General features: G+C 62.0%; 22 protein-coding genes. 20 read left to right on the forward strand and 2 right to left on the reverse strand.

Annotation, left to right across the window (positions count from 1 at the left end):
* Positions 1-18 precede the first annotated feature (18 nt).
* The 12 genes from HF675_RS04675 to HF675_RS04730 all read left to right on the forward strand — a co-directional run bounded on the left by HF675_RS04675 (position 19) and on the right by HF675_RS04730 (position 12,394).
* A complete protein-coding gene (locus tag HF675_RS04675) occupies positions 19-1,062 on the forward strand; it encodes an aromatic ring-hydroxylating dioxygenase subunit alpha (RefSeq protein WP_105232434.1) in 1,044 nt (347 codons plus the stop codon).
* Positions 1,059-1,814 (forward strand): SDR family oxidoreductase, encoded by a 756-nt coding sequence (locus tag HF675_RS04680; RefSeq protein ID WP_160030081.1) that lies wholly within the window; start codon positions 1,059-1,061, stop codon positions 1,812-1,814. The genes HF675_RS04675 and HF675_RS04680 overlap by 4 nt, the downstream gene beginning before the upstream one ends.
* Before the next feature lie 30 nt (positions 1,815-1,844).
* Entirely contained in the window at positions 1,845-2,639 is a 795-nt protein-coding gene (locus tag HF675_RS04685; protein WP_105232432.1) for an IclR family transcriptional regulator, read from the forward strand.
* 147 nt (positions 2,640-2,786) lie between these two features.
* On the forward strand, positions 2,787-3,716 hold the full coding sequence (locus HF675_RS04690) for a VOC family protein (protein ID WP_187044159.1): 930 nt from the start codon (positions 2,787-2,789) through the stop codon (positions 3,714-3,716).
* Positions 3,713-4,927: an NAD(P)/FAD-dependent oxidoreductase gene (locus tag HF675_RS04695; protein ID WP_187044160.1), complete on the forward strand. Its 1,215-nt coding sequence runs from the start codon at positions 3,713-3,715 to the stop codon at positions 4,925-4,927. The genes HF675_RS04690 and HF675_RS04695 overlap by 4 nt, the downstream gene beginning before the upstream one ends.
* Positions 4,928-4,993: 66 nt before the next feature.
* Positions 4,994-6,250, forward strand: a complete 1,257-nt coding sequence (locus HF675_RS04700; RefSeq protein ID WP_105232429.1) for an MFS transporter — start codon at positions 4,994-4,996, stop codon at positions 6,248-6,250.
* Between the two features lie 30 nt (positions 6,251-6,280).
* Positions 6,281-6,808: a cupin domain-containing protein gene (locus tag HF675_RS04705; RefSeq protein WP_105232428.1), complete on the forward strand. Its 528-nt coding sequence runs from the start codon at positions 6,281-6,283 to the stop codon at positions 6,806-6,808.
* Complete coding sequence (locus tag HF675_RS04710; RefSeq protein WP_187044161.1) at positions 6,805-7,623, forward strand: alpha/beta fold hydrolase; 819 nt, start codon at positions 6,805-6,807, stop codon at positions 7,621-7,623. The genes HF675_RS04705 and HF675_RS04710 overlap by 4 nt, the downstream gene beginning before the upstream one ends.
* Entirely contained in the window at positions 7,620-8,414 is a 795-nt protein-coding gene (locus HF675_RS04715; RefSeq protein ID WP_105232426.1) for an SDR family oxidoreductase, read from the forward strand. Before HF675_RS04710 ends, HF675_RS04715 begins: the two co-directional genes overlap by 4 nt.
* A gap of 10 nt (positions 8,415-8,424) precedes the next feature.
* Complete coding sequence (locus HF675_RS04720) at positions 8,425-9,219, forward strand: aspartate dehydrogenase (RefSeq protein ID WP_187044162.1); 795 nt, start codon at positions 8,425-8,427, stop codon at positions 9,217-9,219.
* A 14-nt stretch (positions 9,220-9,233) separates the two neighbouring features.
* On the forward strand, positions 9,234-10,703 hold the full coding sequence (locus HF675_RS04725; protein WP_111736520.1) for an aldehyde dehydrogenase: 1,470 nt from the start codon (positions 9,234-9,236) through the stop codon (positions 10,701-10,703).
* Between the two features lie 50 nt (positions 10,704-10,753).
* Positions 10,754-12,394 (forward strand): thiamine pyrophosphate-binding protein, encoded by a 1,641-nt coding sequence (locus tag HF675_RS04730; RefSeq protein ID WP_187044696.1) that lies wholly within the window; start codon positions 10,754-10,756, stop codon positions 12,392-12,394.
* A 77-nt stretch (positions 12,395-12,471) separates the two neighbouring features.
* On the opposite strand, the gene HF675_RS04735 is transcribed toward HF675_RS04730, so the two are convergent.
* The gene (locus HF675_RS04735; protein WP_105232422.1) at positions 12,472-13,227 is read right to left on the reverse strand and encodes a M48 family metallopeptidase; all 756 of its coding nucleotides are present in this window, start codon (positions 13,225-13,227) and stop codon (positions 12,472-12,474) included.
* 238 nt (positions 13,228-13,465) lie between these two features.
* Between HF675_RS04735 and tkt the strand changes: the two genes are divergently transcribed.
* Positions 13,466-15,460: a transketolase gene (tkt, locus tag HF675_RS04740; protein ID WP_187044163.1), complete on the forward strand. Its 1,995-nt coding sequence runs from the start codon at positions 13,466-13,468 to the stop codon at positions 15,458-15,460.
* Positions 15,461-15,540: 80 nt separating this feature from the next.
* Here the strand turns inward: tkt and HF675_RS04745 are convergent, their stop codons facing one another.
* Positions 15,541-15,873, reverse strand: a complete 333-nt coding sequence (locus HF675_RS04745; protein ID WP_105232420.1) for a putative quinol monooxygenase — start codon at positions 15,871-15,873, stop codon at positions 15,541-15,543.
* Between the two features lie 400 nt (positions 15,874-16,273).
* Between HF675_RS04745 and epd the strand changes: the two genes are divergently transcribed.
* From epd to HF675_RS04780, 7 genes are all read left to right on the forward strand, one after another.
* Complete coding sequence (gene epd / locus HF675_RS04750) at positions 16,274-17,290, forward strand: erythrose-4-phosphate dehydrogenase (protein WP_111736523.1); 1,017 nt, start codon at positions 16,274-16,276, stop codon at positions 17,288-17,290.
* Positions 17,291-17,400: 110 nt separating this feature from the next.
* A complete protein-coding gene (pgk, locus tag HF675_RS04755) occupies positions 17,401-18,564 on the forward strand; it encodes a phosphoglycerate kinase (RefSeq protein ID WP_105232418.1) in 1,164 nt (387 codons plus the stop codon).
* A 165-nt stretch (positions 18,565-18,729) separates the two neighbouring features.
* On the forward strand, positions 18,730-19,809 hold the full coding sequence (fbaA, locus tag HF675_RS04760) for a class II fructose-bisphosphate aldolase (protein ID WP_105232417.1): 1,080 nt from the start codon (positions 18,730-18,732) through the stop codon (positions 19,807-19,809).
* Positions 19,810-19,845: 36 nt separating this feature from the next.
* Positions 19,846-20,022: a hypothetical protein gene (locus HF675_RS04765; protein ID WP_187044164.1), complete on the forward strand. Its 177-nt coding sequence runs from the start codon at positions 19,846-19,848 to the stop codon at positions 20,020-20,022.
* Between the two features lie 13 nt (positions 20,023-20,035).
* Entirely contained in the window at positions 20,036-20,902 is an 867-nt protein-coding gene (gene mscS, locus HF675_RS04770; protein WP_187044165.1) for a small-conductance mechanosensitive channel MscS, read from the forward strand.
* 277 nt (positions 20,903-21,179) lie between these two features.
* A complete protein-coding gene (gene argO, locus HF675_RS04775; protein WP_111736524.1) occupies positions 21,180-21,794 on the forward strand; it encodes an arginine exporter ArgO in 615 nt (204 codons plus the stop codon).
* A gap of 200 nt (positions 21,795-21,994) precedes the next feature.
* Complete coding sequence (locus HF675_RS04780; protein ID WP_015673690.1) at positions 21,995-22,726, forward strand: oxidative stress defense protein; 732 nt, start codon at positions 21,995-21,997, stop codon at positions 22,724-22,726.
* Positions 22,727-22,758: the final 32 nt, after the last annotated feature.

The raw sequence follows: 22,758 nt of genomic DNA on the forward strand, positions 1-22,758 counted from the left end.
CAGCACTGGGAGAAGACAATGACAGCAAACACAACATCCTCCGCGCAGACGTTACAGAACTACCTTGATCAGGGCTTACGCGGTATGTGGTATCCGGTACTGGCCAGTTGGGAAGTGGGCAATAACCCGGTCGGCATCACCCGTCTGGAGCAGCAGATCGTGCTGTGGCGCGACGCGCAGGGCGCGATCCACGCGCTGGAAGACCGCTGCCCGCATCGCGGCGCACGGCTGTCGATGGGCTGGAACCTCGGCGATCGCATCGCCTGCTGGTATCACGGCGTGGAGGTCGGCGGCGACGGCGAGGTGAAAGACGTGCCGGCGGTGGATCGTTGCCCGCTGGTGGGGCAGAAATGCCTGCGTTCCTACCCGGCGCAGGAGGCCTACGGCGCGGTGTTCCTCTATTTCGGCGTCACCGCCGACGAAGCGCCGTCTGAACTCACTTTCCCGCAGGAGCTGGCCGACGACGCGTCTTACAGCAACTTCCTGTGCACCGCCAGCTGGGACTGCAATTACCAGTACGCGCTGGAAAACGTGATGGATCCGATGCACGGCACCTATCTGCACTCGTCATCGCACTCGATGGCCGAAGGCGATCGCAAGGCGGATATGGCGCTGGAGCCGACCGACAGCGGCTTTATCTTCAAGAAAAACGGCCAGATCGGCGTCAACTTCGACTGGGTGGAGTTCGGTAACAGCGGCGCGTACTGGATGCGGCTGTCGATCCCGTACAAACAGCGTTTCGGGCCGGGCGGCCACTTCTGGATCATCGGCATGGTGGTGCCGGAAGACAAGGATCACTGCCGGGTATTCTTCTGGCGTATCCGCAAGGTGAAGGACTGGCAGCGCGATCTGTGGCGCTTTATGTACCGCAACCGGCTGGAGGCGCTGCACTGGGACGTGCTCGAACAGGATCGCATCGTGCTGGAGAACATGGCGCCGAACGCCCGCAGCCGCGAATACCTGTACCAGCATGACGTGGGGCTGTCGCGCCTGCGCCGCATAATGCAAAAAGAGGCGCAAAAGCAGCTGGCGATGCTGAGTGAGCTGGAGGCGGCGCAGTGAGCGGCCTGCTGACGGACAAGCGCATTGTGGTCACCGGCGCGGCGCGCGGCCTCGGCCGCAGTTTCGCCGCGGCGATCGCCGAAGCCGGCGGCAGCGTGGTGCTGTGCGACATCCTGGCGGACGAACTGCAGAGCACCGCGGCGGCGCTGCGCGAGCAGGGCGCGCAGGTTGAGACGCAGGTTATCGATCTGGCGTCGCCGGCCTCGATTCGCTCGGCGTTCAGCGCCATTGGCGCGGGCGGTGCGATCGACGGCCTGGTGAATAACGCCGCGCTGGCGACCGGCGTCGGCGGCAAAACCATGATGGAATACGATATCGAGCTGTGGGATCGCGTGATGCAGGTCAACGTGCGCGGCACCTGGCTGGTGAGCCAGGCGGCGGTGCCGTTGCTGGCGCAGCGACCGCACGCCAAGATCGTCAACGTCGCGTCCGACACCGCGCTGTGGGGCGCGCCACGCCTGATGGCCTATGTGGCCAGCAAAGGGGCACTGATTGCGATGACGCGTTCGATGGCGCGCGAACTGGGCGAGCAGAACATTTGCGTCAACGCCATCGCGCCGGGCCTGACGCGGGTGGAGGCCACCGAATATGTGCCGGCGGAGCGCCACCAGCTGTACGAACAGGGGCGGGCGCTGACGGGGGCGCAGCACCCTGATGATGTGACCGGCAGCGTGCTGTATCTGCTGTCGCCGCTGGCGAATTTCGTCACCGGTCAACTGCTGCCGGTGAACGGCGGTTTCGTATTCAACTGACCGCCGGACGGCGAGAAGAAGGAACAGAGCATGGCGGATGAACAAACGTGTAAATATCTGATCCCCGGGCTGGATCGCGGTTTGCAGCTGCTGTTGGCGTTCGGCGAGCAGCACAAGGAGATGACCTTTGCGGAGCTGCACCGTCTGGTCGCCATGCCGAAGGCGACCGCCTACCGGGTGGTGCAGACGCTGGAACATCTGGGCTTTCTGGAGCGCAACCCGCGCACCAACACCTTCTCGCTGGGCATCAAGGTGCTGCGGCTGGGGTTTGAGTATATCGCCTCGCTGGACGTGGCGCAGGTCGGGCAGCCGGTGATCGAGCAGCTGCGCGATCGCAGCCAGTGCAGCAGTCATCTGGCGATCCGCGACGGACGCGACGTGATCTACATTGCCCGCGTCAGCGCCGCCGGATCGCAGATCAATCAGGTCAGCGTCGGCACGCGTCTGCCGGTGCACCAGACCTCGCTGGGACGCATGCTGCTGACCCGCACCACGCGCGAGGAGTTTGAACGTCTTTATCCGCAGCAGAGCCTGCCGGGCAGCGGGCCGGGCACGCCGGCCGACCGTGAAACGCTGTGGCAGATGGTGCAGCAGGATAAGGCGCGCGGCTATGTGATCGGCGAGTCGTTTTTCCGCCACGGCATCTCCTCGATCGTCTACCCGATCTTTAACCGCGATCTGCAGGTGGAGGCGGTGGTCAGTATTATGGTGCCGTTCGATCAGATCCCGGCCGAGGATCGCGAGCGGCTGCGGATGGAGGTGCGCGACGCCGCCGGGAAGATTTCCGACTTCCTTGGCGCCCCGCCGCGGGCCGACGTCGGCTAACACTATTTCATGTGGGGCGGGGAGCGATGCCCGCCCACGGGTTTTCCCAACGACAAGGTTTAGCTACCGCGTGAGGCGCCTGAAAAGCAGGCGCCGGGGAACGATCATGCCTGAAACAGGCGTTTCAGAGAACGTGAGGCACAAACAATGAGCGTAATTGGCATCGAACAGCTGGAATTTGGCGTAGAAGATCTGCCAAAGTGCGAGAAGTTTATGCGGGACTTCGGCCTGCAGACGACGGCGGGCCAGCCGTCGGCATTTACCACCCTGAGCGGCGCCGGCGTGCAGCTGCGTCCGCTGGACGACGACGACCTGCCGCCGGCTTTCGAAAGCGGTTCAACGCTGCGCCGCATGACCTGGGGCGTCGCCGGCCCGGCGGAGCTGGCGGCGTTGGAAGCACGGCTGGCGCAGGCACCGGGTTTTCAACGCCAGGGCGAGATGCTGGAGTGCCGCGATCCCAACGGCATGACGCTGCGTTTTGTCGTCAGTCGTCAGCGCGAGGTGTCGCTGCCGGTGACGCCGATTAATCAGTGGGGCGACGTGCGTCGTATCGACCAGCCCAGCCCGGTCTATGAGCAGGCGCAGCCGATTAATATCGGCCACGTGGTGTTCTTTGTCGACGATCTGGCGGCCACCGAGCGCTTTTACCGCGAGGCGCTGGGTTTTCAGGTGTCCGATCGCTATATCGACCGCGCGGTCTTCCTGCGCACTCAGGCGCGCGGCGGCCACCACAACCTGTTTCTGCTGAAACTGCCGAACCGTGCGCGCGGGCTGAACCACGTGGCGTTTACCGTACGCGATATTCATGAAGTGATCGGCGGCGGTCTGGCGATGAATAAAGAGCAGTGGAGCACCTTTATCGGCCCCGGACGTCACCCGATCTCTTCGGCCTACTTCTGGTACGTCAACAGCCCGACCGGCGGCGCGTTTGAATACTACACCAACGACGATTTCCTGACGGAGAACTGGCAGCCGCGCGAGCTGGAGCATTCGCTGGTGTCGTTCACCGAATGGGCGGTGGAGGGCGGCATCGATCACGATACCCGCCGCCAGCATAAACCGGCGGAGGCGCTATGAGTCAGCCGATTTCCGCAGGCATCGTTATCGTCGGCGGCGGTCAGGCCGGCGGCTGGGCGGCGAAGACGCTGCGCGATCGCGGCTATAGCGGCACGCTGTCGGTGGTGAGCGATGAACCCTACGACTTTTATGAGCGTCCGCCGCTGTCCAAGGCGGCGCTGCTGGACGACGAAGCGCCGCTCAGCCGTCTGTTCAGCGCCGAGACGGTGGCGGCGCTGAATATTGACTGGTATCGCCCGCTGCGCGCCGAAGGCATTAATGCCGACGACCAGACGCTGCAGCTCAGCGACGGACGGCAGCTGCATTTTACACAGCTGCTGCTGGCGACCGGCGGTCGGCCGCGCCTGCCGGACGCCCGTTGGGCCGATTGCCCGCAAGTGATGACCCTGCGCTCCTGGGACGACGCCGCGCGCCTGCGGCAAGGGCTGCTGCACAGTCGCCGTCTGGCGATCGTCGGCGGCGGCTGGATCGGGCTGGAAATTGCCGCCTCGGCGCGCAAACTCGGCGTCGAGGTGACGGTGTTTGAGCGTCAGCCCGCGCTGTGCATGCGCAGCGTCGGCGCTGACGTCTCGCAGGCGCTGCTGGCGCTGCATCAGCAGCAGGGCGTGACGCTGCACTGCGACTGTGGCGATATTCAGCTCGAACAGCGCGGCGGCGAGGCGCGGATCGCCAGCGCGGTCAGTGAGGCGCAGCCGTTCGATCTGGTGGTGGTCGGCATCGGCGTGGAACTGAACCTGGCGCTGGCGCACGGCGCCGGGCTGCAGGTGGACGGCGGCGGCATCGTGGTTGACGGCCAGGGACGCACCAGCCATCCGGCGATTTTCGCCGCCGGCGATGTGGCGCGTCATCCGACGCTGGGGCTGTGCCTGCAATCCTGGGCCTACGCGCAGAATCAGGCCATCAGCACCGCCGGTGCGATGCTTGACGCCGATGCCCCGGCCTACGACGACGTCGCCTGGCTATGGTCGGATCAATATGACGTCAATATCCAGATCCTTGGCGTGCCGATGGGCGGCGTACATCAGGTGACGCGGCGCACGCCGCAGTCGCAGGTGTTTTTTACCCTGAATGCCGACCGGCAGCTGGTGCAGATGGTGGCGTTTAACGACGCGCGCGCCATCAAACTGGGCAAGCGCTGGCTGGCCAGCGGACGGGTACTGGATCCGGCGCAGCTGGCGGATGCGGAATTTTCTCTGATGGCGTTGAAGTAATCCCGGCGGCTTGCAGGCTGGGCCTGTAAGCGCCAGAGGGTAACGCCCAAGCGACGGGAGCGTTTCATGACTCTGCAACAGATTGACGCCCGCGACGGCCGGGTGGGGGAGGCCGTTGTCGAAAATCAGCCGCAACAGGTGCGCTGGTCGGTGCCTATTGCGCTGTTTGCCTGCGTACTGCTGGCGTTTTTCGACAAGATAAGCATTGCGGCGCTGTTCTCCGACGCCGACTTCCAGCAGGCGCTGGGCATCAGTTTCGATCCGACGCGTCTCGGGCTGCTGATGAGCGCCTTTCTGTTTTCTTACGGCTTCTCATCGATGCTGCTGAGCGGCATTGGCGACCGGCTGAACCCGGTGCGGGTGCTGATCGGTATGATGGTGGTCTGGGCGCTGCTGATGGTGATGATGGGCTTTACCCGCTCCTATCACACCATGATGACGCTGCGCATTCTGCTCGGCATTGCGGAAGGGCCGCTATTGCCGATGGCCTACGCCATTATCCGCCAGGCGTTCCCGCAGCGCCTGCAGGCGCGGGCCACCATGCTGTGGCTGCTGGGCACGCCGCTCGGCGCGGCGCTGGGCTTTCCGGTGACGCTGTTTATCCTCAACACCTTTCACTGGCAGGCGACTTTCTTCTTTATGGCGTTGCTGACGCTGCCGGTGATGCTGCTGGTGCTGTTCGGCCTGCGCCATCTGAAGGTGCAGCGGGTGGCGCAGAACCAACAGAGCACGCCGGCCGAGCGTAAGCAGCACCGGCACGAGCTGCTGCGCAGCCCGCATTTCTGGATGATCTGCCTGTTTAATATCGCGTTTCTGACCTACCTGTGGGGCATGAACGGCTGGCTGCCGAGCTATCTGATTAAGGGTAAAGACATCCATCTGGAGCATGCAGGCTACCTCTCCTCGCTGCCGTTTATCGCCATGCTGCTGGGAGAGGTGCTGGGCGCCTGGCTGTCGGACAAACTCGACCGCCGCGCGCTGGCCTGTTTCCTGTCGCTGGCGGGCGCCGGCGTGGGGCTGGCGGCGGTGCTGCAGCTGTCGGGCACCTACAGCGTGATTGCCGCCATGGCGCTCAGCACCTTTATGTGGGGCGCCGGGGCGCCCAACATTTTCGCCCTGCTGGCGAAAGCCACCAGCAGCAAGGTCAGCGCCACCGCCGGCGGGATTTTCAACGGGATGGGGAATTTTGCCGGCGCGCTGGCGCCGGTGCTGATGGGGGCGCTGATCGCCGCCAGCGGCAATATGGATAGCGGTCTGCTGTTTTTGGTGGTGACCGCCTTTGTCGGCTGCATCATTTTGCTGCCGCTGCTGAAGAAGTATTGAGTTTGCCAAATCAATTGAGGAGTGAGAACCATGTCTCAGGTTGACAACAAAGCCGGCATCAAGCCGCAGGATATCGCCATGGCGGACTGGGTGGAATCACGCATCGCCCGCTTTGAAGGCCGCAAATATGACTGGAACGCGCTGAAGTTCCAGGCGGATTTCGACCCGAAATACCGCCGCGCGCAGATGCGCTACATCGGCACCGGCGCCACCGGCGTGGCGAGCGATACCAATACCGTGCCGGCCGGCAATTTCACCTTCTCCACCATGGTGCTGCCGTCGAAGTGCGAAGGGCCGCTGCACCTGCATGACGATGTGGAAGAGGTGTTCTTTATGCTGAAGGGCACCATCACGCTGATGATTCAAGACGGCGAGGAGTATTACGAAACCGTACTGAAAGAGCGCGATCTGATCTCGGTGCCGGCGGGGATTTACCGCGGGCTGTTCAACCACGGCGAGGAAGAGGCGCTGATGTGCGTGATGCTCGGCACCGCCAAGCCGGAGATCCCGACCTATCCGGCGGACCATCCGCTGTCGAAAGTGAAGCGCAACGGATGAACGCGCTGCCGGAACGTCAACAGGCGCAGTGCGGCGACTACCGGCTGAGCTGGCGCGAGGCCGGTCAGGGACGGCCGGTGCTGTTGCTGCACGGCATCAGCTCCGGTTCCGCCTCATGGCTGAAACAGTTTGCCGATGCGGCCCTGCTGGACGGCCACCGGCTGATCGCCTGGGACGCGCCGGGTTACGGCGACAGCGCCGCGCTGGCGAACGCCGAGCCGCAGGCCGCCGATTATGCCAACGCATTGGCGGCGCTGGTCAGCCACCTGGCACTGTGCCAGCCGCTGTTGGTGGGGCATTCGCTGGGCGCGCTGATGGGCAGCGCCTATGGCGCCGCCCATCCTGACGGCCTCTGCGGCCTGGCGCTGGCCGACCCGGCGCAGGGCTATGCGTCGGCCGATGCGGAGAAACGCCGGCAGGTGTTCGCGCAGCGCCGGCAGATGATGGACACGTTGGGGCCGCAGGGTTACGGCGAACAGCGCGCCGCGGCGCTGCTGCGTGCCGATGCCGATCCGCAGGATATCGCCTGGGTGCGCCGCGGTATGCAGCAGCTGCAGCCGGACGGCTTCCTCAGCGCCGCCTGGATGCTGGCCAACGACGATATCAACGCCTATCTGGCGCGCTATCGCGGTCCGCTGCAGGTGTGGTGCGGCGAGCAGGACGCCATTACGCCGCCGGCGGCGGCAGAGGCGCTGGCAGCGCGGCAGGGTGCGCCGCTGCGTCTGATCGCCGCCGCCGGGCACGCCAGCTATCTGGACGCGCCGGCGTGCTTTAACCGCTACGTGCGGGACTTTACGGGAGCGATTCAACCATGAATTTCCAGATTGAAAACCGGGTCGCGGTGGTTACCGGCGGTTCGTCGGGCATCGGTTTTGAGACTCTGCGCCTGCTGCTGGCGGAGGGGGCCAGGGTGGCGTTCTGCGGCCGCAGTCAGGACAAACTTGACGGTGCGCTGGCGCAACTGCAGGCCGAGTTTCCGCAGGCGCAGATTTTGGCGCAGCGCTGTGACGTGCTGGTGCCGGAGCAGGTGGCGCAGTTTGCCGGGCAGGTCGAGGCGCGCTTCGGCGGCGTGGATATGCTGATCAATAACGCCGGGCAGGGCTTCGTTTCCCACTTTGACCAGACGCCGCGCGCGGCCTGGCTGCACGAGGCCGAGCTGAAACTGTTCGGCGTGATTAACCCGCTGCAGGCATTTTTGCCGGCGTTGGAGCGCTCGGATATCGCCTCGATCACCTGCGTCAACTCGTTGCTGGCGCTGCAGCCGGAAGAACACATGATCGCCACCTCGGCGGCGCGCGCCGCGCTGCTCAATATGACGCTGACGCTGTCGAAAGAGCTGGTGACAAAGGGCATCCGCGTGAACTCCATTCTGCTGGGGATGGTGGAATCGGGCCAGTGGCGCCGCCGCTTTGAAGAGCGCAGCGACCGCGAGCAGAGCTGGGAATCCTGGACGGCGGCGATTGCCGAACGGCGCGGCATTCCGATGAAACGGCTGGGCAAACCGCAGGAACCGGCGCGTGCGCTGCTGTTTTTGGCGTCGCCGATGGCGTCGTTTACCACCGGCGCGGCGCTGGACGTCTCCGGCGGCTTCAACCGCCATCTGTAGGAGCAGAGTAATGAAGAAAATCATGATGATTGGCTACGGCGCGATGGCGAAGGAAGTGTTGTCCCGCCTGCCGGAAGGCGTGGAACCCGGCTGGATCGTGGCGCGCGAGCCGCATCATGCGGCGATTGCCGCCGCCTTTGACGGCCGGGTGCAGGCGCTGAGCGATCCGCGCCAGTGCGACGGCTGTCCCGATCTGGTGCTGGAGTGCGCCAGTCAGCAGGCGGTCGCCGAGTTTGGCGAAGCGGTAGTGCGGCGCGGCTGGACGCTGGCGGTGATTTCCACCGGCGCGCTGGCGGACGCCGGGCTGCAGCAGCGTATCCAGCAGGCCAGCCGCGAGCATCACGGGCGGGTTTGGGTGCTGTCCGGCGCGGTGGCGGGCATGGACGGGCTGGCGTCGGCGCGCGAAGGCGGACTGACCAGCGTCACCTATCAGGCCAGCAAAAGCCCGGCCAGCTGGCGCGGCAGCCCGGCGGAAAGCCTGATCGACCTCGATGCGGTCAGCGAAGCGCAGGTGTTTTTCGAGGGCAGCGCGCGTGAAGCGGCACGGCAGTTCCCGGCCAACGCCAACGTGGCGGCTACCATTGCGCTGTACGGGCTGGGTATGGACCAGACGCGGGTGCGCCTGCAGGTGGATCCGCATACGCGGCGCAATACGCACCGGCTGCAGGCGCAGGGCGCGTTTGGCGAATTTCAGATTGAGTTAAGCGGCAATCCGCTGGCCAGTAACCCGAAGACATCGACGCTGGCGGCGCTGAGCGCGGTACAGGCCTGCCGTCGACTGCTTGACGGCGAACTGACGGCATAAAGGGGAATAACAGTATGGCGATACAAAAGATTTTTCTGGCCGGGCGCTGGTGCGAAGGGCGGGGTGAGCCGATGCGCTCCACCTTCCCGGCCGACGGTTCGCTTAATGCGGAGCTGCGCGCCGCCGACGTGAATGACGTCAACGAAGCGGTTGAAGCGGCGGAGCGCGCCTGGCGTGACCCACAGTGGCGCGGTCTGGTGCCGCATCAGCGCGCGGCGATTTTATACCGCGTCAGCGATCTGATTAGCGAACAGCTGGAGACGCTGGCACAGCTGCAAACGCGCGACAACGGCAAACCGCTGGCGGAAACCCGCGGCCTGGTGGCCAGCGCGGCGGCCACCGCGCGCTATTTCGCCGCCGCCTGCGAAGTGCTGGAAGGGGAGTTGCCCACCCAGCGCAACCGCGAGGTGATGACGCTGAGCCAGTACCAGCCGCTGGGGGTGATCGCTGCCATTACGCCGTGGAACTCACCGATCGCCAGCGAAATGCAGAAAGTGGCGCCGGCGCTGGCGGCCGGCAACGCGGTGATTCTGAAGCCGGCGGAAGCCACGCCGCTGATGGCGCTGAAACTGGCGGAACTGTTTGAGCAGGCGGGGCTGCCCGCCGGCTTGCTCAGCGTGCTGCCGGGCAAAGGTTCGGTGATTGGCGAGGCGCTGGTGCGTCACCCGCTGGTGAAAAAGATTTCCTTTACCGGCGGCACCGGCACCGGCCGTCACCTGGCGCATATCGCCGCCGAAAAACTGATCCCAACTTCGCTGGAGTTGGGGGGCAAGTCGCCGACCATCGTGCTGGAAGACGCCGATCTGGAACAGGCGGCGCGCGGTATTTGCTACGGCATTTTCAGCTCGGCCGGCCAGGCGTGCATCGCCGGTTCGCGGCTATTTGTGCACCGTTCACTGTATCAGCCGCTGCTGGCGCGGCTGTGCGAACTGGCGGGCGGGCTGCGTCTTGGCAACCCGCTGCAGCCGGGCGTGCATTTAGGGCCGCTGATTAATGACAAACACCGCCAGAGCGTGGCGGAGTACGTTGCGCTGGCGCGGCAGGAGGGCGGTCGGGTGCTGATCGGCGGCGAAGCGCCGGCGGATCCGCAGCTGGCGGACGGCAGCTATTACCTGCCGACCATTATTGACGGTTTGAATAATGACGCACGGGTCTGCCAGGAGGAGATCTTCGGGCCGGTGCTGGTGGCGATGCCGTTTGACGATGAACAGCAGCTGATCGCCATGGCCAACGATTCGGTCTACGGCCTGGCCGCCGGCATCTGGAGCCGCGATTTCCCGCGCGCCATGGCGCTGGCTGAGCAGCTGGAGACCGGCACCGTCTGGGTCAATACCTACAAAACATTCTCGATTTCCACGCCGTTCGGCGGCGTGAAACAGAGCGGCCTGGGACGGGAAAAAGGGTTGCACGGCATCAAGGCCTATATGCAACAGAAAAGCCTGTATCTGGCGCTGAGCCATCAGGTGAACCGCTGGAGCGACTGAGCGCGGCGCACGATGTATCCCTACGCATGACTATGATAAGAAGGCAGATGATGAGCGATAAAATAACGGTTGGTGAGGCGATAGCCCGGACTCTGGAGCAATACGCGGTGTCGGCGATGTACGGCATCATCTCGATTCATAATTTGCCGATCGCCGATGCCGTCGGACAGCGCGGCGCGATCCGCTTTGTGCCGGCGCGCGGCGAGGCGGGCGCGGTGACGATGGCCGACGCCCACGGTCGTTTCTCCGGGTTGGGCGTGGCGCTGACCAGCACCGGCGCCGGCGCCGGCAACGCGGTGGGTGCGATGATTGAAGCGCTGAACGCCAACACGCCGCTGCTGCACATCACCGGCCAGGTGGAAAAGGCGTATCTGGACGCCGACGCCGGCTTTATTCACGAAACCAAGGATCAGATGGGCTTCCTGCGCGCCTGTTCGAAGCGCGCCTACCGGGTCAACAGCGCCGAGCAGGCGGTGGCGGTGATCCAGCGGGCCATCCAGGAGGCGCAAACCGTACCGTGTGGCCCGGTGGCGGTGGAGATCCCGATTGATATTCAGAGCAGCCTGGTTTCCCGCGCGGTGCTGACGCCGGCCATTGCTCCACCTGCCTTGCCGGCGGCGGATGCGGCGGCGGTGGAGCGTTTGTATCAGCGCCTGAAGGCCGCCAAGCGACCGCTGCTGTGGCTGGGCGGCGGCGCGCTGGGCTGCGCAGCGGCGGTACAGCGGCTGGCGGACGCCGGCGTGGCGGTGATGTCCAGCACACACGGGCGCGGTATTCTGCCGGACAGCCACCCGCGCAGCCTGCGCGCTTTCCATAATTCGCCGAGCGTGGAGCAGATCCTCAATCGCTGCGATCTGACGCTGGTGGCCGGTTCGCGCCTGCGCAGCAACGAAACCCGCACCTGGACGCTGCCGCTGCCGCGCCCGCTGGTGCAGATCGACATCGACCCGGCGGCGGCCAACCGCAACTATCTGGCGGATGAGCAGGTAAACGGCGACTGCGGCGCGCTGCTGACGGCGCTGGCGGCGCGTTTTGCACCGGGCGAGAAAGTGGACGCCGGATGGGACGCCGAGATAGCCGCTGCGGTGCAGCAGGCGGAGCAGGCGCTGCGCGAGCAGTCCGGCGAATATGCCAAGCTCAGCGACGCGATTGCCGCCGCCCTGCCGGATGACGGCCTGCTGGTGCGCGATATCACCGTGTCCGGCAGCGTGTGGGGCAGCCGTCTGTTCCGCGCCGTGGCGCCGCTGTGCAATATTCACTCGCTGGCCGGCGCCATCGGCATGGGGCTGCCGATGGCGATTGGCACCGCGCTTGCCAACCCGCAGCGTAAAGTTGTCGGGCTGGTGGGGGACGGCGGTCTGGCGCTGGGGCTGGGGGAGCTGGCGACCATGGCGCAGGAACAGGCCAATATCACGCTGCTGATCATGAACGACGGCGGCTACGGCGTGATGCGCGGCATTCAGGACAAGTACTTCGCCGGCCGTCAATACTACAACGAACTGCACACCCCGGCGTTTGCCCAGGTGGCGGAGGCGATGGGGCTGAAGGCCTGGAAGATTGACAGCGCCGAGCAGTTCGGCGGCGTGCTGGCGGAGGCGATCAACTACCCGGGACCGTCGGTGGTGGAAGTGGATATGAAACAGGTCGGGCCGCTGACCTTTGCCGGGCCGCCGCAAAAGACGTTGTACTGAATAAACCACAGGGACGGCTTGCCGTCCCTGTGGTTGAGAGCGATTAGCGGGGGACTGCAGCCCCGCCAATGGCCGGGTTACTTGCCTTCAGCGGCGATGCGATCGCGGATGTGCTGCGCGCGCGCTTCGGAGGACGGGTGATCGTCAAACATGCTGCTCTGACGCCCGGCTTCCATCTTGGCCAGTTTTTCGAAACTGGTCGCCAGCCCGTTCGGATTGATGCCGCGTTTCTTCAGCAGATCGAACGAGTAGTCGTCCGCTTCGCTCTCCTGCTTTTGGGAGAACTGGGCGCTGACCAGCTTCTCACCGATATCCGCCAGCTGCGACTGCGACAGCGAGCCGATGATGCCGCCGGTCGAGGCCGCCGCGGTGCGCAGCGCGACCGTGCCGTACGCCACCTGCATCGCCTTGCGGGTATGGCCCAGCGCCACGTGGCCCATTTCATGGCCCAACACGCCTTCCACTTCGTTGTCGTTCATCATGTCCATCAGGCCGCTGTAGACGCGGATACAGCCGTTGGCCATCGCCCAGGCGTTAACGTCTTTGGTGACGTACACCTTGTAGTTGGCCGGCGTGCCGTCAATATTATCGCCCAACGCTGCCGCAATTTTGTTCAGGCGCTTGACGTAGCTGCTGTTGGCCGGCGCGATTTTTGCCTTGCTGTCCATCTCGACGCAGGATTTATCACTTAACGCTTTGACATCGTCGTTGCTCAGGGTCGCCGCCTGGAACGCCTGCGCGCCAGACTGCATCAGGGCGTTGGGATCAAGGCTTTGACAGCCGCTGACCAGGGTGGCAATGCCTAATGCAATCAAAGAGGTACGGATTTTCATGAAGCCATCTTCCTATGATAGTAACAAGGGATTTTATACAAATGAGCAGAAACAATTTCGCTCGCAACAGCCTAGTGTACGACACTCGGCGGCAAAATAGTGTTATTCCGAAAATAGGGCCAATCGTGCTAATAAGTTGTGAACTCGCTCTCATTTACTATTAGGGATTGCCGTTCTTATGCCGAGTCTGAGAAAATGGCAAACTTGACTGCTTTTTTCATCCGACTTGGAGTAAAACATGTCCTCTCGTAAAGAGCTTGCCAACGCCATCCGCGCACTCAGCATGGACGCCGTACAAAAAGCAAAATCCGGTCACCCGGGCGCCCCTATGGGCATGGCCGATATCGCCGAAGTCCTGTGGCGCGACTACCTCAGCCACAACCCGACCAACCCGCACTGGGCCGACCGTGACCGCTTCGTCCTCTCCAACGGCCATGGCTCCATGTTGATTTACAGCCTCCTGCACCTCACCGGCTACGACCTGCCGATGCGCGAGCTGGAAAACTTCCGTCAGCTGCATTCCAAAACACCGGGACACCCTGAATACGGCTACACCCCGGGCGTCGAGACCACCACCGGCCCGCTCGGGCAGGGTATCGCCAACGCCGTCGGCTTCGCCATCGCCGAACGCACCCTGGCCGCGCAGTTCAACCGCCCGGGCCATGATATCGTCGACCACAACACCTACGCCTTTATGGGCGACGGCTGCATGATGGAAGGCATCTCACACGAAGTCTGCTCCCTGGCCGGCACCCTCAAGCTCGGCAAGCTGACCGCCTTCTACGATGACAACGGCATCTCCATCGACGGCCACGTCGACGGCTGGTTCACCGACGACACCGCCAAGCGTTTCGAAGCCTACGGCTGGCACGTGGTACGCGGCGTGGACGGCCACGACGCCGACGCCATCAAGGCGGCGATTGAGGAAGCCCGCAAGGTTACCGACAAGCCGTCCCTGCTGATGTGCAAGACCGTTATCGGCTTCGGCTCGCCGAACAAGGCCGGCACCCACGATTCCCACGGCGCGCCGCTGGGCGATGCCGAAGTGGCCGCCACCCGCGAGCAGCTGGGCTGGCACTACCCGCCGTTTGAAATCCCGCAGGACATCTATGCCCAGTGGGACGCCAAGGAAGCCGGTCAGGCGCGTGAAGCGGCCTGGAACGACAAGTTCGCCGCCTACGCCGCCGCCTTCCCGGAGCTGGCCGCCGAGTTCACCCGCCGCATGAGCGGCGAGCTGCCGGCCGACTGGCAGGCGCAGGCCAGGGCCTACGTCGAGCAGCTGCAGGCCAACCCGGCCAACATCGCCAGCCGCAAGGCGTCGCAGAACGCGCTGGAAGCCTACGGCAAACTGCTGCCGGAATTCCTCGGCGGCTCCGCCGACCTGGCACCGAGCAACCTGACCATGTGGTCCGGCTCCAAGGCGCTGAACGAAGACCCGGCGGGCAACTACATCCACTACGGCGTGCGCGAGTTCGGCATGAGCGCCATCACCAACGGCATCGCGCTGCACGGCGGCTTCCTGCCGTACTCGGCGACCTTCCTGATGTTTGTGGAATACGCGCGTAACGCGGTGCGCATGGCGGCGCTGATGAAGCAGCGCAACGTGTTCGTCTACACCCACGACTCCATCGGTCTGGGTGAAGACGGCCCGACCCACCAGCCGGTGGAGCAGCTGGCCAGCCTGCGGGTCACGCCGAACATGAGCACCTGGCGTCCGTGCGACCAGGTGGAGTCGGCGATTGCCTGGCAGTACGCCATCGAGCGCAACGACGGCCCGACGGCGCTGATTTTCTCGCGTCAGAACCTGGCGCAGCAGACGCGTACGGCGGAGCAGCTGGCGAACGTGTATCGCGGCGCCTACGTGCTGCAGGACTGCGACGGCACGCCGGACGTTATCCTGATTGCCACCGGCTCGGAAGTGGAGCTGGCGGTCGAGGCGGCGGGTCAGCTGACGGCGGCGGGCCGCAAGGCGCGCGTGGTGTCGATGCCGTCGACCGACGCGTTCGACAAGCAGGATGCGGCCTACCGCGAGTCGGTGCTGCCGGCGGCGGTCACGGCGCGGGTGGCGATTGAAGCGGGCATTGCAGACTACTGGCTGAAGTACACCGGGCTGAACGGTGCGGTGGTGGGCATGACCACCTTCGGTGAGTCGGCGCCGGCGGACCAGCTGTTCAAGGAGTTCGGCTTCACCGTGGAAAACGTGGTGGCGCAGGCTCAGGCACTGCTGAAGTAAGCGGCTGAAAGCAGCCATCATAAAGGCGCCCTTGCGGCGCCTTTTTCGTAGAGATAACCGTATATTCGGCTATGGACTGATTACGCCTTGGACGGTTCCAGTTGGGTCAGTTTTTGCACGTTCAGGCTTTCCAATTTCCCATCCAGCGCTTCCAGGAAATCGTCGTGATAGCTCATCGCCACGTGTTCTTTCAGCGTCTGTTCTGACGTCCAGCGTTCAATAAACACGAAGGAAACTTTCCCCTGGTTCTGCAGATCGCGCACATCGGGAATTTCGCGTGTTTCATGCAGGTCATACTGCAGGCAGCCGGCCTCGTTGTGGGTCTGCGGCACCATCTTTCTGGCTGCGGTTCTGACGGCGTCAACGAATTCCGGCCGCGGGGTCAGGGTGGCGACAATCTTAACTTCACTCATTATTGGCTCCTTGTATATGCCCTGTAAATGTAAGGCGTATGGGAAAAGGCAGATGAAAAAACGATCGGCGACATGCTGTGGGTAGTAAGCAAAAGTGTGCGCCAGATCATTTTATTACCGCAAAGTGTCCGCGAGTTGACAGACAACGTGTCGGATCTGTTCCTTTTCAAAAAACTTTGGTTTATGCTCGGCTGAAGCGTTTCAGTTGGCACAATTGGCCGCTGAAAGTGGCAGAGTGAGCGGTTATTTTTACATATATGGTTGGTGAATAATATTACGCAGCGATTCACAGCAGACGGTACGCTAAAGTATTCTATATAGATTAGCAGGATAACTCGTCAGCGCCACCCGCAATCCGGTGAATAAGTCCGGCAGGGAGGGCCATTTAGCAGGAACAAGCATGACCATCCGCATAGCGATAAACGGCTTTGGCCGCATTGGCCGCAGCGTTTTACGCGCACTGTATGAATCAGGAAGACGCGCCGAAATTACCGTGGTGGCAATCAACGAGCTGGCGCATGCCGAAGGGATGGCCCACCTGCTGAAATATGACTCCAGTCACGGGCGTTTTGCCTGGGACGTGCGTCAGGAGTGCGACGTACTGACGGTGGGCGACGACGCGATTCGTCTGCTGCATCAGCCGGCGTTGGAGCAACTGCCATGGGGCGAGCTGGGCGTGGACGTGGTGCTGGACTGCAGCGGCGTGTACGGCAGCCGTGAGGATGGCGAAGCCCATCTGGCGGCCGGCGCGAAGAAAGTGCTGTTTGCCCATCCCGGCGGTAACGATCTGGACGCCACCGTCGTGTTCGGCGTCAACCACCAGACGCTGCGGGCGGAACATCGCATCGTTTCCAACGCCTCCTGCACGACCAACTGTATTATTCCGGTGATCAAGCTGCTGGACGATGCCTACAGCATCGAGTCGGGTACGGTCACCACCATTCACTCGTCGATGAACGATCAGCCGGTGATAGACGCCTATCATACGGACCTGCGCCGGACGCGTGCGGCAAGCCAGTCGATCATTCCGGTCGATACCAAACTGGCCGCCGGCATCACCCGTATTTTTCCGCAGTTTTGCGATCGTTTTGAAGCGATCTCGGTGCGTGTGCCGACCATTAATGTCACGGCGATCGATCTTAGCGTCAGCGTGAGTTCACGGGTGAAAGTGACAGAGGTCAACCAGTTGCTGCAAAAGGCCGCACGGGGATCATTTCGTGGTATAGTTGACTATACGGAACTACCATTAGTCTCGATTGATTTTAACCATGATCCGCACAGCGCCATCGTCGACGGCACGCAGACGCGGGTCAGCGGGCAGCACCTGATCAAGACCCTGGTCTGGTGCGATAACGAATGGGGCTTTGCCAACCGGATGTTGGATACCACCCGGGCAATGGCCGCAAGCGGTTTCTAGTACGGCGGCGCCGTTTGGGCGCGGTCGTTTAAACCCGCAGGATTCCGGGCGATAGCCTGAAAGAGGCGGGGATAGGCAACTTTATAGAGAATCAACCAAGAGGGTTCACCATGTCTGTAATTAAGATGTCCGATCTGGATCTGGCAGGAAAACGCGTTCTTATCCGTTCTGACCTGAACGTACCAGTGAAAGACGGTAAAGTGACTTCCGATGCGCGTATCCGCGCTTCCCTGCCGACTATCGAAGCTGCGCTGAAACAAGGCGCGCGCGTGATGGTAACCTCCCACCTGGGCCGTCCTACCGAAGGCGAGTACAACGAAGAATTCTCTCTGCTGCCTGTCGTCAACTACCTGAAAGAGCACCTGAGCAACCCGGTGCGTCTGGCGAAAGACTACCTGGAAGGCGTTGACGTTGCCGAAGGCGAGCTGGTGGTGCTGGAAAACGTGCGCTTTAACAAAGGCGAGAAAAAGGACGACGAAACCCTGTCCAAAAAATATGCGGCGCTGTGCGACGTGTATGTGATGGACGCCTTCGGCACCGCACACCGCGCGCAGGCCTCTACCCACGGCGTTGGCAAATTCGCACCGGTCGCCTGTGCCGGTCCGCTGCTATCCGCAGAGCTGGAAGCGCTGGGTAAAGCGCTGGGCAACCCGGCCCGTCCGATGGTCGCCATCGTCGGTGGTTCTAAAGTTTCCACCAAACTGACCGTCCTGGATTCCCTGTCTAAAATCGCCGATCAGCTGATCGTCGGCGGCGGCATCGCCAACACCTTCGTGGCGGCGCAGGGCAACAACGTCGGCCAGTCGCTGTATGAGCCTGATCTGATCGACAACGCCAAGAAACTGCTGGAAACCTGCGATATTCCGGTGCCGACCGATGTGCGCGTGGCGACCGAATTCTCTGAAACCGCAACGGCGACGGTCAAGCAGGCCAACGAAATTCAAGACAACGAGCAAATTCTGGATATGGGCGACGTTTCAGCCGAGCGTCTGGCCGTTATCCTGAAGAACGCCAAAACCATTCTGTGGAATGGCCCGGTTGGCGTATTCGAGTTCCCTAACTTCCGTAAGGGGACCGAAATCGTGGCGCGCGCCATTGCAGACAGCGATGCTTTCTCCATCGCTGGCGGCGGCGACACCCTGGCGGCGATTGACCTGTTCGATATCGCCGACAAAATTTCCTACATCTCCACCGGCGGCGGCGCGTTCCTGGAATTTGTTGAAGGGAAACAACTGCCGGCGGTAGTGATGCTGGAAGAGCGAGCTAAGCAGTAATTCTGACAACGGGGGGCGCAAGCCGCCCGTTTGTTTTATTCCGCGCCGGTTGCGGCGCGGGGTAGAAACGATTTACATCCATCTACCCGATGACCCTTGGCCGGACGCCTGGCGTACGAACGGGGGAAAGAAGGTACAACGGCAGACGAAACGGGACAAAGTAACATGTCTAAAATTTTTGATTTCGTAAAACCGGGTGTCATCACTGGCGATGACGTTCAGAAAGTCTTTGCAGTCGCTAAAGAGAACAACTTTGCGCTGCCGGCGGTAAACTGCGTCGGCTCCGATTCCATCAACGCAGTACTGGAAGCCGCGGCTAAAGTACGTGCGCCGGTAATCGTGCAATTCTCCAACGGCGGCGCCGCGTTTATCGCCGGCAAGGGTCTGAAGACTGACGTTCCTCAGGGCGCAGCGATTCTGGGCGCTATCTCTGGTGCTTACCATGTGCATCAGATGGCTGAACATTACGGCGTGCCGGTTATTCTGCATACCGACCACTGCGCGAAAAAACTGCTGCCATGGATCGATGGCCTGCTGGACGCCGGTGAAAAACACTTTGCCGCTACCGGCAAGCCGCTGTTCTCTTCCCATATGATCGACCTGTCTGAAGAGTCGCTGGAAGAAAACATCGAGATCTGCTCCAAGTACCTGGCGCGCATGGCTAAAATCGGCATGACGCTGGAAATCGAACTGGGCTGCACCGGCGGTGAAGAAGACGGCGTGGACAACAGCCATATGGACGCCTCCGCGCTGTATACCCAGCCGGAAGACGTGGCTTACGCGTACGAAAAACTGAACGCCATCAGCCCGCGCTTCACCATTGCTGCCTCGTTCGGCAACGTGCACGGCGTGTACAAGCCGGGCAACGTCAAGCTGACTCCGACCATCCTGCGTGATTCTCAGAAATTCGTTTCCGAGAAGTTCAACCTGCCGCACAACAGCCTGAACTTCGTGTTCCACGGCGGCTCCGGCTCCAGCGACGCAGAGATCAAAGAATCCGTCAGCTACGGCGTGATCAAAATGAACATCGATACCGATACCCAATGGGCGACCTGGGACGGCATCCTGCAGTACTACAAAGAAAATGAAGGCTATCTGCAAAGCCAGCTGGGTAACCCGAAAGGCGCCGATCAGCCGAACAAGAAATACTACGACCCACGTGTCTGGCTGCGCGCTGCACAGTCAAGCATGGTGACGCGTCTGGAACAGGCCTTCAAGGATCTGAACGCGATCGACGTTCTGTAATCCCCGGCCGGCGCGCCATGAGCGCGCCCGTGTCTGATGCTGAAAGGCTCCCTCTGCGGGAGCCTTTATTTTTGGGGCGTATCCGATATTTTTGCCCAACTTTTGCTGGCAGAGTTGGCAACGCACACCATTGTTGGTTACCCTTACCCGGTGGTTTCCGCATCGGTCAATGCGATGTATTTTTGCGATTTCTCCCGCTGGGAGCTTTTTTAATTAGGACGTTAGAATGGAAGATCTCAACGTAGTAAACGGTATTAATAATGCCAGCAGCTGGCTGGTAAAAAATCAGGATCTGCTGATTCAGTATGCGGTGAATATCGTCGCGGCTATCGCGATTCTGATCGTAGGTATGATCATTGCCCGCGTGGTCAGCAATGCGCTGAACCGGGTGATGAAAATGCGTGGTATTGACGCCACGGTTTCTGATTTCCTGTCGGCGATGGCGCGTTACGCCATTCTGGCCTTCACCTTTATTGCGGTGCTGGGACGGGTCGGCGTACAGACCACCTCGGTGATTGCCGTACTGGGTGCCGCCGGTCTGGCGGTTGGTCTGGCGTTGCAGGGCTCGCTGTCCAACTTTGCCGCCGGCGTGCTGCTGGTAGCGTTCCGTCCGCTGCGTGCCGGTGAATACGTCGACCTCGGCGGCATTGCCGGTACCGTCGATCAGGTGCAGATTTTCTCCACCACGCTGCGTACCCCGGACAATAAAACCATCGTGGTGCCGAACGGCAAAATTATCGCCGGCAACATCACCAACTACTCCCGCGAGCCGAACCGCCGCGTGGATATCGTGGTGGGCGTCGCCTATAACGCCGATATCGACACGGTGAAAAAGGTGCTGAACGACGTGATCGCCGCTGACAAGCGCATCATGCACGATAAGGGTGTGACCGTACGTCTGAACGAAATGGCGCCGCCTTCCCTGAACTTCGTCACCCGTTCATGGACCACCAATGCGCAGTATTGGGATGTTTACTTCGATCTGATGGAAAACTTCAAGCGTGCGCTGGATGCCAACAATATCGGCATTCCGTTCCCGCAGATGGACGTTCATCTGTATCGTACCGACGGCACTTCCGCTAAAGCGGAATAATGCCGCAAGGGGGCTTGAGGTTGATGGCAACGTTGTCGGATGGCTCGAGATCCACGGGCCGGGCGCTGCGGCGGCTGATGCCGCTACGACCCCATCGTCACGCTCTCCCTAATCACTGACTTTGTCAGTACTCTGAGGGGCCGCAAGGCCCCTTTTTTCCCCCTCCTGCCCGAGTCATTAATATCCTTAATGGCGAATTAGAATTATCAATTTCACCTAATAATAGCTTCCTCGTATGATGCGCTCGGTTAATCGACGTATCTGATGAGGACTTGCCATGCTTGCCGTTTTTCTACAGGGTTTTGCGCTTAGCGCCGCGATGATTTTGCCGCTGGGGCCGCAAAATGTGTTTGTGATGAATCAGGGGATCCGCCGGCAGTATCATCTGCTGGTGGCATCGCTGTGCGCGCTCAGCGATATTGCCCTGATCTGCGCCGGCATTTTCGGCGGCAGCGCGCTGCTGCACCGCTCGTCGCTGCTGCTGATGCTGGTGACCTGGGGCGGCGTCGCCTTTTTGCTATGGTACGGCTGGGGAGCATTTCGCACCGCCTTTAGCCGCCATATCGCTCTGGCCAGCGTGGCCGAACTGGCGCAGAGCCGCTGGCGTATTGTGGTGAGCATGCTGGCGGTCACCTGGCTGAATCCGCACGTCTATCTGGATACCTTTGTGGTGCTGGGCAGTCTGGGCAGCCAGTTCGCGCCGGAGGTGCGCTCCTGGTTCGCTTTCGGTGCGGTCAGCGCCTCTGCCGCCTGGTTTTTCGCGCTGGCGCTGCTGGCCGCCTGGCTGTCGCCGTATCTGAAGACGCCGCTGGCGCAGAGAATCATCAATATTCTGGTGGGGCTGGTGATGTGGGCCATCGCCGCGCAGCTGGCCTGGCACGGCATGCAATAAAGCCGCCGCTGGGGGCAGGATCATAATTTGGCACTAATCTGAATTAAAAAAACCGGACGATATGCTAGGGTTGATGGCAAGGAACTGATTATTCATTCCGGACGATGGCTGCGTAAATAATGGTAAATTGACTGTCGGCAGCGGTGGAATATCGGCATGAATAAGCAGGAATCAGAACAGCCTGTCATTAAGGAGACACTGTGAAGCTAAAAGCATTGGCTATGGCCGCAATGGTTGGATTAGGAACGTTACCGATGGCGCTGCAGGCGGCGGAAGTGCCTGAAGGGCCGCACGTGGTGACCTCCGGGACGGCCAGCGTCGACGCCACCCCGGATATCGCAACGTTGGCGATTGAAGTCAGCGTATCCTCCAAGGATGCGTCGCAGGCAAAAAAACAGGTTGATGAACGCGTTGCGCAGTATTTCGACTTCCTGCAGAAAAACGGCATTGAGAAAAAAGATATCAGCGCCGCCAACCTGCGTACGCAGCCGGAATACGATTACCTGAAGAGCGGCGAGTCAGTGCTGAAAGGCTATCGTGCCGTGCGTCAGGTGCAGGTGACGCTGCGCAAGCTGGATAAACTGAATGAGCTGTTGGACGGCGCGCTGAAGTCCGGCCTGAATGAGATCCGCGCGGTGGAGCTGGGCGTGGCGAATCCGGACGAGTACCGGCAGAAGGCCCGTCAGCAGGCGATTGAGAATGCTACGCAGCAGGCGGCGTCGCTGGCCCAGGGCTTTAAAGCCAAATTGGGGCCGGTGTACAGCATCCGCTACCACGTTGCCAACTATCAGCCGATGCCGGTTGCCCGTATGTATAAGGCTGCCAGCGCCGCGCCGGAAACCAGCGCCGCGCAGACTTACGAGCAGCAAAGCATTCACTTTGACGATCAGGTTGACGTGGTGTTTGAACTGCAGCGCGGCGGCGCGCAGTAAGCCGCAGACAGTACAGCAGGGCGCCGTTAACG

This window comes from Serratia sp. JUb9, assembly GCF_014298095.1.
Lineage (GTDB): Bacteria > Pseudomonadota > Gammaproteobacteria > Enterobacterales > Enterobacteriaceae > Serratia_B > Serratia_B rhizosphaerae.